The sequence below is a fragment of the Pseudomonas sp. SWRI68 genome, from assembly GCF_014269165.1.
GTDB classification, from domain to species: Bacteria; Pseudomonadota; Gammaproteobacteria; order Pseudomonadales; family Pseudomonadaceae; genus Aquipseudomonas; species Aquipseudomonas capeferrum.
In genome coordinates this window covers 224,484-237,284 of sequence record NZ_JABWRU010000006.1, presented here as the reverse complement: position 1 = coordinate 237,284, position 12,801 = coordinate 224,484, and the positions used below count along the sequence as shown (strand labels likewise).

General features: G+C 63.0%; 13 protein-coding genes. 8 read left to right on the top strand and 5 right to left on the bottom strand.

What is annotated here, in order from left to right; translation table 11 throughout:
* Positions 1-8 precede the first annotated feature (8 nt).
* Positions 9-650 carry an orotate phosphoribosyltransferase gene (gene pyrE / locus HU770_RS12070; protein ID WP_016394033.1) on the bottom strand — a complete coding sequence of 214 codons (642 nt, stop codon included), beginning with the start codon at positions 648-650 and terminating at the stop codon, positions 9-11.
* A gap of 80 nt (positions 651-730) precedes the next feature.
* Here pyrE and HU770_RS12065 point away from each other — a divergent pair, with 80 nt between their 5' ends.
* Positions 731-1,510, top strand: coding sequence for an exodeoxyribonuclease III (locus HU770_RS12065; protein WP_033702309.1), 780 nt, complete (start codon positions 731-733; stop codon positions 1,508-1,510).
* A 61-nt stretch (positions 1,511-1,571) separates the two neighbouring features.
* Here HU770_RS12065 and rph read toward each other — a convergent pair whose 3' ends face one another.
* A complete protein-coding gene (gene rph, locus HU770_RS12060; RefSeq protein ID WP_033702311.1) occupies positions 1,572-2,294 on the bottom strand; it encodes a ribonuclease PH in 723 nt (240 codons plus the stop codon).
* 226 nt (positions 2,295-2,520) lie between these two features.
* On the opposite strand from rph, the gene HU770_RS12055 reads away from it, so the two are divergent.
* Entirely contained in the window at positions 2,521-3,384 is an 864-nt protein-coding gene (locus tag HU770_RS12055) for a YicC/YloC family endoribonuclease (RefSeq protein ID WP_033702312.1), read from the top strand.
* Between the two features lie 13 nt (positions 3,385-3,397).
* On the top strand, positions 3,398-4,018 hold the full coding sequence (gene gmk / locus HU770_RS12050) for a guanylate kinase (protein ID WP_033702313.1): 621 nt from the start codon (positions 3,398-3,400) through the stop codon (positions 4,016-4,018).
* 34 nt (positions 4,019-4,052) lie between these two features.
* Here gmk and HU770_RS12045 read toward each other — a convergent pair whose 3' ends face one another.
* The 3 genes from HU770_RS12045 to HU770_RS12035 all read right to left on the bottom strand — a co-directional run bounded on the left by HU770_RS12045 (position 4,053) and on the right by HU770_RS12035 (position 7,867).
* Complete coding sequence (locus HU770_RS12045; protein WP_033702314.1) at positions 4,053-5,594, bottom strand: APC family permease; 1,542 nt, start codon at positions 5,592-5,594, stop codon at positions 4,053-4,055.
* Positions 5,595-5,706: 112 nt separating this feature from the next.
* The gene (locus tag HU770_RS12040) at positions 5,707-6,480 is read right to left on the bottom strand and encodes a gamma-glutamyl-gamma-aminobutyrate hydrolase family protein (RefSeq protein WP_186655614.1); all 774 of its coding nucleotides are present in this window, start codon (positions 6,478-6,480) and stop codon (positions 5,707-5,709) included.
* Between the two features lie 4 nt (positions 6,481-6,484).
* Entirely contained in the window at positions 6,485-7,867 is a 1,383-nt protein-coding gene (locus HU770_RS12035; RefSeq protein WP_186655612.1) for a glutamine synthetase family protein, read from the bottom strand.
* A gap of 205 nt (positions 7,868-8,072) precedes the next feature.
* Here HU770_RS12035 and HU770_RS12030 point away from each other — a divergent pair, with 205 nt between their 5' ends.
* The 5 genes from HU770_RS12030 to HU770_RS12010 all read left to right on the top strand — a co-directional run bounded on the left by HU770_RS12030 (position 8,073) and on the right by HU770_RS12010 (position 12,742).
* On the top strand, positions 8,073-8,945 hold the full coding sequence (locus tag HU770_RS12030; RefSeq protein ID WP_186655609.1) for a LysR family transcriptional regulator: 873 nt from the start codon (positions 8,073-8,075) through the stop codon (positions 8,943-8,945).
* Positions 8,946-9,124: 179 nt separating this feature from the next.
* Positions 9,125-9,388, top strand: coding sequence for a DNA-directed RNA polymerase subunit omega (rpoZ, locus tag HU770_RS12025; RefSeq protein ID WP_012312123.1), 264 nt, complete (start codon positions 9,125-9,127; stop codon positions 9,386-9,388).
* 59 nt (positions 9,389-9,447) lie between these two features.
* Positions 9,448-11,556, top strand: coding sequence for a bifunctional GTP diphosphokinase/guanosine-3',5'-bis pyrophosphate 3'-pyrophosphohydrolase (gene spoT, locus HU770_RS12020; protein ID WP_033702320.1), 2,109 nt, complete (start codon positions 9,448-9,450; stop codon positions 11,554-11,556).
* 23 nt (positions 11,557-11,579) lie between these two features.
* Positions 11,580-11,960 carry a RidA family protein gene (locus tag HU770_RS12015; RefSeq protein ID WP_033702322.1) on the top strand — a complete coding sequence of 127 codons (381 nt, stop codon included), beginning with the start codon at positions 11,580-11,582 and terminating at the stop codon, positions 11,958-11,960.
* 56 nt (positions 11,961-12,016) lie between these two features.
* Entirely contained in the window at positions 12,017-12,742 is a 726-nt protein-coding gene (locus HU770_RS12010) for a hypothetical protein (protein WP_186663723.1), read from the top strand.
* Positions 12,743-12,801 lie beyond the last annotated feature (59 nt).

The window sequence follows — 12,801 nt, the reverse complement described above, 5'->3', positions numbered from 1 at the left end:
GCGCTTTTTCAGATGCCGTACTGCGCCCGATAGGCCTCGACTGCCGGCAGGTGCTGCTTGAGCTGCGGGTCGTCCGCCAGGAACTCCAGCACCTGGGTCAGCGAAACGATGCTGACCACCGGGATACCGAAGTCACGCTCCACTTCCTGGATTGCCGAAAGCTCGCCATTGCCGCGTTCTTCGCGGTTCAGGGCGATCAGCACGCCAGCGGCCTTGGCCTGCTGGGCATTGATGATCTGCATGACCTCGCGGATGGCGGTGCCGGCGGTGATCACGTCGTCGATGATCAGTACCTCACCGGCCAGGGGCGCGCCCACCAGGCTGCCGCCTTCGCCGTGATCCTTGGCTTCTTTACGGTTGAAGCACCACGGCACATCGAGCTGATGCTGGTCGGCAAGGGCCACGGCGGTAGTCGCCGCCAGGGGGATACCCTTGTAAGCCGGGCCGAACAGCACATCGAAGGGGATCTTGCTGTCGACGATGGCTGCGGCGTAGCAACGCCCCAACTGCGCCAATGCAGAACCTGTGTTGAACAGGCCGGCATTGAAGAAGTACGGGCTGGTACGCCCCGATTTCAGGGTGAATTCACCGAAGCGCAGAACGCCGCGGTCGATGGCAAAACGAATGAAGTCGCGCTGATACGGCTGCATGGAAAGTCCCGGACACCACGGATTTAGCTAAATGAGTTGAGCTCGGGTATCATACACGCACGAGATTTTTGGGGCCATTTATGCGGATCATCAGTGTGAACGTAAATGGCATTCAGGCTGCGGCCGAGCGTGGATTGCTCAGCTGGCTACAAGCCCAGAATGCCGACGTCATCTGCCTTCAGGATACCCGCGCCTCGGCCTTTGAACTCGACGACCCAGCTTTCCAGCTCGATGGCTATTTCCTTTATGCCTGCGACGCGGAGGTGCCCGCCCAAGGTGGCGTGGCCCTTTACTCGCGCATGCAGCCCAAGGCAGTCATCACCGGCCTGGGCTTCGAGACAGCCGACCGTTACGGGCGTTACCTGCAAGCAGATTTCGACAAAGTCAGTATTGCCAGCCTGCTGCTGCCTTCGGGCATGAACGGCGACGAAGACTTGAACCAGAAGTTCAAGTTGATGGATGACTTCGCCAAGTACCTGGATAAACAGCGGCGCAAGCGGCGCGAGTACATCTATTGCGGCTCGTTCTACGTGGCGCAGCAGAAGCTCGACATCAAGAACTGGCGCGACAGCCAGCAAACGCCTGGCTTCCTGGCGCCGGAGCGTGCCTGGATGGACGCGATCACCGGCGAGATGGGCTACGTGGATGCCCTGCGTGAAGTCAGCCGTGAAGGCGACCAGTACAGCTGGTGGCCGGACAACGAACAGGCCGAGATGCTCAACCTGGGCTACCGGTTCGACTACCAGATCCTCACCCCGGGCCTGCGCCGCTTCGTGCGTAACGCCCGCCTGCCGCGTCAGCCGCGCTTCTCGCAGCATGCGCCGCTGATCGTGGACTATGACTGGACGTTGACCATCTGAGTTGTATTCAGATACGAAAAAGCCGACATCGATGTCGGCTTTTTCGTATCTACAGAAACAGTCAGTCGGCCAGGGCAGCCTGCTGCAGTTCGAAGATCTCGTTCATGCCCTTCTGCGCCACGGCGAGCATGGCGTTCAAGTCTTCAGGCTGGAACGGCGCGCCTTCTGCAGTGCCCTGTACTTCGATGAAACCACCAGCGCTGGTCATGACCACGTTCAGGTCGGTCTCGGCGGCGGAGTCTTCCAGGTAATCCAGGTCAAGCACTGCAGCGCCCTGGTACATGCCCACGGAAACCGCAGCGATCATGTGCTTGAGCGGGTTGCCGGCCTTGAGGCCGCCACGCTTCTTGATCACCGCCAGGGCGTCGCACAGGGCGACCATGGCACCGGTGATCGACGCGGTGCGGGTGCCACCGTCGGCCTGGATCACGTCGCAGTCGATGTACAGGGTGATGTCACCCAGCTTGCTCATGTCCAGTGCGGCGCGCAGCGAGCGGCCGATCAGGCGCTGGATTTCCAGGGTGCGGCCACCCTGCTTGCCACGGCTGGCTTCGCGCTGGTTACGCTCGCCGGTGGAGCGCGGCAGCATGCCGTATTCGGCTGTCAGCCAGCCTTGGCCCTGGCCTTTGAGGAAGCGGGGAACACCATTCTCCACGCTGACCGTGCAGATGACCTTGGTGTCACCGAACTCGACCAGTACCGACCCTTCGGCGTGCTTGGTGTAGTTGCGGGTGATGCGGATCGAGCGGAGCTGATCGGCGGCGCGACCACTTGGACGTTTCATCTGGGATACCTGTACTGGGACTTGAATCTGCCGAGCATTATAGAGCTCACGGCCCCGGGAGGACATGCCTATTGTCGCAGCCCTGACGGCCTGTCGCCTTTTCCCATTGTTCATTTCCAGCTCTGTAACATGGCTGGATTGGGCGCCGAGCCCCCACTGCGCTACAATCCTGCGCCTTGCAGCCGAGAGGCTCCCCCCGTTCATTCATCTACGCGAGGTACTCCCCATGGTGCACAGCATGACCGCTTTTGCTCGTGTCGAGCGCGCCGGCAGCCAAGGCACCCTGGTCTGGGAACTGCGCTCGGTCAACCACCGCTACCTGGAACCGCACCTGCGCCTGGCCGAGGCCCTGCGCGACCTCGAAGGGGCAGTCCGTGAAGGCCTGCGCCAAGGGCTGTCGCGTGGCAAGGTGGAATGCACCTTGCGCCTCAACGAAGACAGCACCGGCAAGCCGCTCAAGGTCGACCGCGAGCGCGCGGCGCAACTGGTCGCCGCCGCCGAAGAGGTCGCAGGCCTGATCAAGCAACCGGCACCGCTGAACCCGCTGGAAGTGCTGTCGTGGCCGGGCGTACTGGTCGCTGACGCCAGCGACCCCCAGGCCCTGAACGCCGAAGCCATGGCGCTGTTCGACGAAGCGCTGGCCGAGCTCAAGGCCGGGCGCCTGCGTGAAGGCCAGGAGCTGGCCCGGCTGATCAACGAGCGCCTGGACAACATGGCCAGCGAGGTCACCACCCTGCGCGCCCTGGTGCCGCAGATGCTGGCCGCCCAGCGGCAGAAGATCCTCGACCGCTTCGGCGACATGCAGGCCGAACTCGACCCGCAGCGCCTGGAGCAAGAGATGGTGCTGCTGGCGCAGAAGAGCGACGTCGCCGAAGAGCTCGACCGCCTCAGCACCCACGTCACCGAAGTGCGTCGCGTGCTCAAGTCGGGCGGTGCGGCTGGCCGGCGCCTGGACTTCCTGATGCAGGAACTCAACCGCGAGGCCAATACCCTAGGCTCCAAGGCGTTCGACCCGCGCAGCACGCAAGCGGCGGTCAACCTCAAGGTATTGATCGAACAGATGCGTGAACAAGTACAGAACATCGAGTAAGGCCACCCCGACCATGAATCACAGCAGCGGCACCCTCTACATCGTTTCGGCACCCTCGGGTGCCGGCAAGACCAGCCTGGTCACTGCCCTGACCCAGGACGACCCGCAAATCCGCGTCTCGGTTTCGCACACCACCCGCGCCATGCGCCCGGGCGAGCAGCACGGGGTGAACTACCACTTCGTCGTGCACGAAACATTCAAGGCGCTGATCGAGCAAGGCGACTTCCTCGAGCATGCCGAAGTGTTCGGCAACTTCTACGGCACCTCGCGCAGCGCGCTGCAGCACACCCTCGACCAGGGTTACGACCTGATCCTGGAGATCGACTGGCAGGGTGCTCAGCAGGTGCGCAAACTGATGCCCGAGGCACTGTCGGTGTTCATCCTGCCGCCGAGCCAGGAAGCCCTGCGTCAGCGGCTGGATGGCCGTGGCCAGGACAGCGAAGAGATCATCGCCGGGCGCATGAAGGAGGCGGTCAGCGAGATGGAGCATTACGACGAGTACGATTACCTGATCATCAACGATGACTTCGGCGTCGCGCTGGAGGAGTTGAAGGCGGTGTTCGTTGCCAACCGGTTGCTGCTGAAGAAGCAGCAACAACGCAACGGCGCATTGCTGAAGCAGTTGGTCGGTTAGAAAACGAATGGGGCCGCTTAGCGGCCCCATTTGCTTAGTCCTGCAGTGGCAGCGTGGCCTGCTGACGCAAGGTAGCCCCCAGGAAGTACGCCGGCGCCCGCAGGCGCGACAGCATCATCAGCCCGATGCCGAGCACCGAAATGATCGCGGCAATCACGAACACCAGCCCCAACCCGCCCACATGCGAGCCGCTGCCGAAGTCTGGCGAGGCGCTGTCGATGGCGGTACGCGCGAAGATCACCGACAAGATCACCCCACCTACCAGCGGGCACAGGCCGCGCATGATGAAATGGCGCAGGCTGTCGAACAGGCTGCCGCGGAAATACCAGACGCAGGCAAATGCGGTCAGCGAATAGTAGAAGCAGATCATCATGCCCAGGGCAGTGATGGTATCCGCCAGCACGTTCTCGCTCAGGGTACGCATGGTCACGTAGAACAGGCCAGCGGCAAGGCCTGCGCAGATGGTGGCGTAGCGCGGCGTTTGCGAGCGCGGGCAGACACTGGCGAACTTCTGCGGTACCGCACCGTAGTAACCCATGGCCAACAGGGTGCGCGCCGGCGCCACGAAGGTCGACTGCAGCGACGCTGCGGTGCTGGCCAGCACGGCGATGGACATCAGGATCGCCAGCGGCCCCATGACCGGGCCGGCCAGGTGAGCAAAGACGTTCTCCTGGATGCGCGGGTTGTTCAGGCCCAGGCCCGTTTCGCTGATACCGGCAAACTGCAGTGTGGCGATGGCGGTGAACAGGTACAGGCCGAGGATCAACATCACCGTCCAGGTGGCGGCCTTGCCCGGCACCTCTTCGCTGCCTACCGACTCTTCGCTGACGGTCAGGCACGTGTCCCAGCCCCAGAAGATGAAGATCGACAACGACAGCCCTGCGGCAAACGCCGAGAACGACTCGACGCCGAACGGGTTGAACCAGGCGAAATCGAACGCCAGCGGTGGCGGCGCGGTGGTGCCCCCGAAGGCCGCGAAGGCAAACCCGATCAGCACCAGTAACTGCAGGGCCACCAGGCCATACTGCACCGTCATGGTGGTGGCTATGCCGCGACAACAGATCCACACCGCCAGGGCAATGAACACGCAGCAAGTGGCGATATTGATCAGCAGGTTGTCTGCCAAGGCAGCCAGGCCATGGTTGCCCGTGATCTGACCGAGGAACAGATAGAAGAAATCGACCGCCACGCCCGCCAGGTTCGACAGCACGATGGTGGTGGCGACCACCAGCCCCCAGCCACCGATCCAGCCGATCATCGGGCCGAAGGCACGCGCCGACCAGGTGAACGAAGTGCCGCTGTCCGGCTCTGCCGAGTTCAACTCGCGATAGCCGAGGGCGACCAGCAGCATCGGCAGGAAGCCGACGATGAATACCGCTGGCAGGTGGGCACCCACCTCTCGCACGGTAGGGCCAAGCGCGCCGGTCAGGGTATAGACCGGGGCGATGGTGGAAATGCCCAGCACCACGCTGGCCAACAAGCCCAGGCGACCTTTGGCCAAGCCCTTGCTGCGCTGTGTGTTGCCCGCGTCGGCCGCCACATCGGGTGGGCGGCCGGCCTCTGTGTAATCGCTCATGAGTATTTGCCGTAAATTTTGGAATTGTTTTCACAGGCCTTGCGCGCAAGGCCCGCTTTCACTCATTGAAAGCTTGCAGCGGAGGTGGGTCATCCGAGACTTTCGGGTGACGTCAGCATGCCTTGTGGCGCACACCCTCCCGTGCAGCATGGGCAATACAGGCCTCGCGAAACGCCTGGAAAAGGCGCCCGGAGACCGGGTTTTCGGCGAAACGCCATTCAGGGTGCCACTGCACACCAAGCACGAAGCCCGGCGCATCCGGCATCGACACCGCTTCGATCAGGCCATCCGGGGCCCGTGCCTCGACGCGCAGCCCAGGGGCCAGGCGATCGATGCCCTGGCTGTGCAACGAGTTGACCTCGAATTGCGCAGCCAGGCCCAGGCGCTCGAACAGCCCGCCAGGCTCGATGCCGACAGGGTGACGAGGGCCGTATTGCACCTCCAGGGGTGCGTCCTCAGGTTCGCGGTGGTCGAGGTAGCCAGGCAGCGCTTGCACACGCTGGTGCAGGGTGCCGCCAAGGGCCACGTTCAATTCCTGGAAACCACGGCAGATGCAAAACACCGGCACACCGGCGGCAATCGCTGCCTGCAGCAGCGGCAAGGTCAGGCGATCGCGCGCGCGATCATGCCGGGTACCCTCCGCGCTGGGGGCGCCATTGTAATGATGCGGCTCGATATTTGAAGGCGAGCCGGTAAAAAGAATGCCGTCGAGCCGGGCCAGCAACCCAGGGGTATCACTGCCCCCGTCGCGAGCCGGCAGAATCAGCGGCAGCCCGGCAAAGCCGGCCGCCTCGACATACTTGTCGCCCACCGTGTGCGACGAGTTTTTCCCCACCTGCTGGCGGCAGGCGCTGATACCGATCAAAGGGACCGCATTTGCGCTCATGGGCTTACACCGTGTGCAGGTACCAGTTGTACTCGAGGTCGGAGATCGACACTTCGAACTCTGCCAGCTCGCTTTCCTTGCAGGCGACGAAGATATCGATGTAGTCCGGGCTGATGTATTGGTTGAGCACTTCGCTGTCATCCAGCGCACGCAGGGCATCGCGCAGGTTGTTCGGCAGCGTCTGTTCCAGCTGCTCGTACGAATTGCCCTCGATCGGCTCGCCCGGCTCGACCTTGTTGGTCAGGCCGTGGTGAATGCCGGCGAGAATGGCCGCGAGCATCAGGTACGGGTTGGCGTCAGCGCCGGCCACGCGGTGCTCGATGCGCACGTTTTCGCTGCTGTCGGTCGGCACACGAACCGCAACGGTGCGGTTGTCCAGGCCCCAGCTTGGCGCATTGGGGACGTAGAACTGCGCGCCAAAGCGGCGGTAGGAGTTGACGTTCGGGCAGAGGAAGGCCATCGACGCCGGCATGGTCTCCAGCACGCCACCGATGGCGTGGCGCAGCTCGTCGCTTTGCAGCGGGTCGGTGTTGGCGAAGATGTTCTTGCCGGTTTTCTTGTCCAGCAGCGAGATATGCACGTGCAGGCCGTTGCCCGCCTGCCCTGGGTAGGGCTTGGCCATGAAGGTGGTGTCCATTTCATGGTCGTAGGCAACGTTCTTGATCAGGCGCTTGAGCAGGATCGCATAGTCGCAGGCCTTCAGCGGGTCGGCAACGTGGTGCAGGTTGACCTCGAACTGCGCCGGGGCGCTTTCCTTGACGATGGCGTCGGCAGGCAGGTCCTGCTCCTTGGCCGCTTCGAGCATGTCTTGCAGGCAGTCGGCATATTCGTCGAGGTCGTCGATCAGGTACACCTGGGTCGACTGCGGGCGCTTGCCGGAGATCGGCGAGCGCGGCGGCTGTGGGCGGCCGTTGAGGTTGTCCTGGTCGATCAGGTAGAACTCGAGTTCGAATGCGGCGCAGATATCCAGGCCCAGGTCATCGAACTTGCTCACCACCTGGCGCAGCACTTCGCGCGGGTCGGCGAAGAACGGCTGGCCTTCGATTTCGTGCATGGTCATCAGCAGCTGCGCAGTGGGGCGTTTCTGCCACGGCTCGTTGCACAGCGAGCCGGGTATGGGGTAACAGACGCGGTCGGCATCGCCGATATCCAGGCCCAGGCCCGTGCTTTCAACGGTCGAGCCGTTGATGTCGAGGGCAAACAGGGACGCCGGCAGGTTGATGCCTTTCTCGTACACCTTGTGCAGGCTGGCCCGCTCGATGCGCTTGCCACGTACCACGCCGTTCATGTCGGAGATCAGCAGATCGACGTACTGAGTGTCTGGATGGGCCTGGAGGAAGTCTTTCATCTCGCTGGAAGAACTGGCGCACGGAGTGACCGACGTCATGGTGTACATCCTTTGATTTGCTGCGGCGATGTGGGGATACGGCTGGCGCCTCACGGGCGACGATGGTTGCAGCTGTTGTTTTTTTCACTTTCCCATCGTGGGGATTGGTTGCCCGACCGGGCGCATTGATTCCCAGGGGCGGTTCCACTATAAAATGGCCTCAACGCAACAGACATTGGCATTTCGGCAAGCAGAGCGTGCACCAATGCAATATCAGATTACCCATGCCGACCTCTCCCTGGTCCTGGCCCTGGAACGTGGCCGCTCCCTGGCAAAGGCTGCCGAACTGCTCAAAGTCGATGTTTCGACGGTGTTCCGTTCGATCCGCCGGCTGGAGTCGGCACTGGGCACGGCACTGTTCGTCAAGAGCCGTAAAGGCTACCTGCCGACCGACACGGCGCAGGCCTTGGCGGAGCAGGCCGAGCGCGCCGAGCAGGCGCTGGAGGCCGCACGCATCGCCATGACCAGTGGCGAGCAGGTAGTCAGCGGTACCGTTCGTCTGACGTGCACCGAGGCAGTGATGCACAGCCTGCTGTTGCCGGCATTGGCCGAATTCATGCCCAACTACCCGGCCTTGTCGCTGGAAATGGGCACTTCCAATACCTTCGCCAACCTCAGCCGGCGCGATGCCGACATTGCCCTGCGCCTGACCAACACGCCACCGGAGCATCTGGTCGGCCGCTGCCTGGGCTCGACTTCCTATGTGATCTGCGGCCAGCCGCAGTGGCGCGAGCGCCTGAACGAGGCGGCCAGCAGCGTGCCGTGGATCGCACCGGACGATTCGATGCAGGACCACCCCACCGTGGTCTGGCGCAACCAGCAATACCCCGGGCTGAGCCCGCGTTACCAGTGCAGCGGCATGTCGACCATCGCGCAGCTGGTCAGCACCGGGTTGGGCGTGGCGGCGTTGCCCGATTACATGGTGCACGCCTTGCCAGGCGTCGATGCGCTGAGCGGGCCGCTGGCGGGTTGCGACACCCAGCTGTGGCTGCTGACCCGGCCCGATTGCCGGGCATTGCGCTCGGTGCAGACGCTGTTCGAAGAACTGACCCCACGGTTGCGCGGCGCGATGTTGTGAGATACAAGATCAGGGTGTCTGTTCCGGCCCTTTCGCTGGCAAAGCCGTTACTACAGGGAGCGCTATGATCCGCACCCGGCAAAACATCGCTTCCCTATTGGCTGGTGATTTTTTAAACTATTGAGTCCGCCTGCCCAAATTGGGCTGCACGCCTACCGCATTTGCTACTGAGGAAGACCATGGCCCGCGTAACTGTTGAAGACTGCCTGGAACACGTGGATAACCGTTTTGAGCTGGTCATGCTCTCGACCAAGCGCGCCCGTCAGCTGGCGACCGGCGGCAAAGAGCCACGCGTAGCGTGGGAAAACGACAAGCCGACCGTTGTTGCCCTGCGTGAAATCGCCGAAGGCATCGTCACCAACGAGTTCATCGCCGCTGAAGAGATCGTCACCGAGGATCCGGTCTTCGCCGCGTTCGAGGACGAGTCCAACGAGGCTGTCTGATTGATGCCAGGTCGACGTCGCGCGGCACAAGGCCCTCTTCCTCTGCAAGAGGTGAACCCATGCCGGGTATAGAAGCCTTAGCCGAACGGCTGTCGACCTACCTGGGCCCCGAACAGGTCAACCTGGTTCGTCGCGCCTATTTCTACGCCGAACAGGCCCACGATGGGCAGCGCCGCCGCAGCGGCGAGCCCTACGTGACCCACCCGCTGGCCGTGGCCAGCATCCTCGCCGACATGCACATGGACCATCAGAGCCTGATGGCGGCCATGCTGCACGATGTGATCGAAGACACCGGCATCGCCAAGGAAGCCCTCAGCCAGCAGTTTGGCGAGACGGTCGCCGAGCTGGTCGATGGGGTCAGCAAGCTGACCCAGATGAACTTCGAGACCAAGGCCGAGGCGCAGGCCGAGAACTTCCAGAAGATGGCCATGGCCATGGCCCGCGATATCCGCGTGATCCTGGTCAAGCTGGCCGACCGCCTGCACAACATGCGCACGCTGGAAGTGCTGTCTGGCGAAAAACGCCGACGCATCGCCAAGGAAACCCTCGAAATCTACGCGCCCATCGCCAACCGGCTGGGCATGCACACCGTGCGCGTCGAATTCGAAGACCTCGGCTTCAAGGCCATGCACCCGATGCGCTCGTCGCTGATCCACCGGGCGGTCAAGAGCGCCCGCGGCAACCGCAAAGAGATCGTCGCCAAGATCGAACAGTCGCTGGCCAACTGCCTGGCCGCCGACGGTATCGAGGGCGAGGTCAGCGGCCGGCAAAAACACCTTTATGGCATCTACAAGAAGATGCGCGGCAAGCGCCGTGCCTTCAACGAGATCATGGACGTGTACGCCTTCCGCATCATCGTCGACAAGGTCGACACCTGCTACCGCGTGCTCGGCGCTGTTCACAACCTGTACAAACCGCTGCCGGGTCGCTTCAAGGACTACATCGCGATCCCCAAGGCGAACGGCTATCAGTCGTTGCACACCACGCTGTTCGGCATGCATGGCGTGCCCATCGAAATCCAGATCCGCACCCGCGAGATGGAAGAGATGGCCAACAACGGCATCGCCGCGCACTGGCTGTACAAGTCCAACGACGACGAACAGCCCAAAGGCAGCCACGCCCGTGCCCGTCAGTGGGTCAAGGGTATCCTCGAGCTGCAGCAGCGTGCGGGCAACTCGCTGGAATTCATCGAGAGCGTGAAGATCGACCTGTTCCCGGACGAGGTCTACGTGTTCACGCCAAAAGGCCGCATCATGGAGCTGCCCAAAGGCTCCACGGCCGTCGACTTTGCCTACGCGGTACACACCGACGTTGGCAACAGTTGCATCGCCTGCCGCATCAACCGCCGCCTGGCGCCACTGTCGGAGCCCCTGCAGAGCGGCTCGACGGTAGAAATCGTCAGCGCGCCGGGCGCCCGGCCGAACCCGGCCTGGCTCAACTTCGTGGTCACCGGCAAGGCGCGCACGCACATCCGCCACGCGCTCAAGCAACAGCGCCGCTCCGAGTCCATCAGCCTCGGCGAGCGCTTGCTGAACAAGGTACTGACCGGTTTCGACAGCAGCCTCGAAAAAATCCCCCAGGAGCGCATTCAGGCGATTCTCGCCGAATACCGCCTGGAGCTGATCGAAGACCTGCTCGAAGACATCGGCCTGGGCAACCGCATGGCCTATGTAGTCGCCCGCCGCCTGCTGTCGGCCGAAGGCGAGCAACTGCCGGCGCCGGAAGGCCCGCTGGCGATTCGCGGCACCGAAGGCCTGGTACTCAGCTACGCCAAGTGCTGCACGCCGATCCCTGGTGACCCGATTGTCGGCCACCTGTCGGCGGGCAAAGGCATGGTCGTGCACCTGGAGAACTGCCGCAACATCAGTGAAATTCGCCACAACCCGGAGAAGTGCGTGCAGCTTTCCTGGGCCAAGGACATCGCGGGCGAATTCAACGTCGAGCTGCGCGTCGAGCTGGAGCACCAACGCGGCCTGATCGCCCTGCTGGCCAGCAGCGTCAATGCCGCCGACGGCAATATCGAGAAGATCAGCATGGACGAACGCGACGGCCGTATCAGCGTGGTCCAACTGGTGGTCAGCGTGCACGACCGCGTGCACCTGGCGCGTGTGATCAAGAAGCTGCGTACCTTGACCGGTGTGGTCCGCATCACCCGCATGCGTACGTAGTCCGCCAACCGCAAGGAGTCATCATGAGCAAGTCCGTCATTACCAGCGACAAGGCCCCCGCCGCTATCGGTACCTACTCGCAAGCGATCAAGGCCGGCAACACCGTCTACATGTCGGGCCAGATCCCGCTGGACCCAAAAACCATGGAACTGGTCGAAGGCTTCGAAGCCCAGACCGTTCAGGTCTTCGAGAACCTCAAGGCCGTGGCTGAAGCCGCTGGCGGTTCGTTCAAGGACATCGTCAAGCTGAACATCTTCCTCACCGACCTGAGCCACTTCGCCAAGGTCAACGAGGTGATGGGCCGCTACTTCGAACAGCCTTACCCAGCCCGCGCCGCGATTGGCGTTGCCGCGCTGCCGAAAGGCTCGCAGGTCGAGATGGACGCGATCCTGGTCATCGAGTGATGCCCCCGGTGACGGGCGCTCTGCCCGTCACGCTCTCTCCCCCAAGGTTACCCACCATGCGTCAAGCACTGCCCCTCGCGCTGGCAGCCCTGCTTTTGAGCGGTTGCGCCAGTCATAAACCCGAAGACTTCAACGGCACCTGGATCAACCAGGATGCCATCAAAGCCGCCGTCAAGGGTGGCAGCCTGCGTCAGGCCCTGAATGCGCATGGTCCGGTGTTCGAGTGGAAACTCGATATTGCCGACCAGCAGGCCAGCTTCAGCAATGGTTTCGAGGCCGCCGATGGCCAGCTGAGCGCCACTGAAAAGCAGTGGCAGGCCAGCTTCCAGGGCGGGCAGACCGAGCAGCTTGAGTTGGACGGTGACGAGCTGAAAACCACTGACCAATCCGGTGCCAAGCAGACCTTCGTGCGCGCCAAGCAGCCGGGCAATGCGCCCTTGGGTGGCAGCTTCGAGAAGGCGCTTTATCAGGCTTACCTGGGCGGCGACTGGAAGATCGTCGAAGGCCAGGGCCAAGGTAGCGTGGTGCGTTTCGCCGATAACGGCGGCGTGACCGGCCTGCCCGGCCCGGACCGTTTCGCCCTGTGCCTGGCGGGCGATTGCGCGACCATGGGTGGCAGCAACGACAGCCTGTGGCTGGAGCGCAAGCAACGTGGTGCGCCGTTCATTCTCAAGCGTGATGGCGACAAGCTGGAGATTTTCCAGGCGGTGAACCGTGCACAGCCGGACGAGATGCCTGCATTGGCAGCCGGTTCTCGTCAGTGGGTGCTTGAGAAGAACTGAAGCCATTCGCGGCCCTGCCGGCCGCGGACCGGTCGGAAAGGGCCGCAAAGCGGCCCCAG

Bases quoted from the DNA above. Each gene is read 5' to 3' on its own strand.
- pyrE (WP_016394033.1), bottom strand. From the start codon at position 650: ATGCAGCCGTATCAGCGCGACTTCATTCGTTTTGCCATCGACCGCGGC.
- HU770_RS12065 (WP_033702309.1), top strand. From the start codon at position 731: ATGCGGATCATCAGTGTGAACGTAAATGGCATTCAGGCTGCGGCCGAG.
- rph (WP_033702311.1), bottom strand. From the start codon at position 2,294: ATGAAACGTCCAAGTGGTCGCGCCGCCGATCAGCTCCGCTCGATCCGC.
- HU770_RS12055 (WP_033702312.1), top strand. From the start codon at position 2,521: ATGGTGCACAGCATGACCGCTTTTGCTCGTGTCGAGCGCGCCGGCAGC.
- gmk (WP_033702313.1), top strand. From the start codon at position 3,398: ATGAATCACAGCAGCGGCACCCTCTACATCGTTTCGGCACCCTCGGGT.
- HU770_RS12045 (WP_033702314.1), bottom strand. From the start codon at position 5,594: ATGAGCGATTACACAGAGGCCGGCCGCCCACCCGATGTGGCGGCCGAC.
- HU770_RS12040 (WP_186655614.1), bottom strand. From the start codon at position 6,480: ATGAGCGCAAATGCGGTCCCTTTGATCGGTATCAGCGCCTGCCGCCAG.
- HU770_RS12035 (WP_186655612.1), bottom strand. From the start codon at position 7,867: ATGACGTCGGTCACTCCGTGCGCCAGTTCTTCCAGCGAGATGAAAGAC.
- HU770_RS12030 (WP_186655609.1), top strand. From the start codon at position 8,073: ATGCAATATCAGATTACCCATGCCGACCTCTCCCTGGTCCTGGCCCTG.
- rpoZ (WP_012312123.1), top strand. From the start codon at position 9,125: ATGGCCCGCGTAACTGTTGAAGACTGCCTGGAACACGTGGATAACCGT.
- spoT (WP_033702320.1), top strand. From the start codon at position 9,448: ATGCCGGGTATAGAAGCCTTAGCCGAACGGCTGTCGACCTACCTGGGC.
- HU770_RS12015 (WP_033702322.1), top strand. From the start codon at position 11,580: ATGAGCAAGTCCGTCATTACCAGCGACAAGGCCCCCGCCGCTATCGGT.
- HU770_RS12010 (WP_186663723.1), top strand. From the start codon at position 12,017: ATGCGTCAAGCACTGCCCCTCGCGCTGGCAGCCCTGCTTTTGAGCGGT.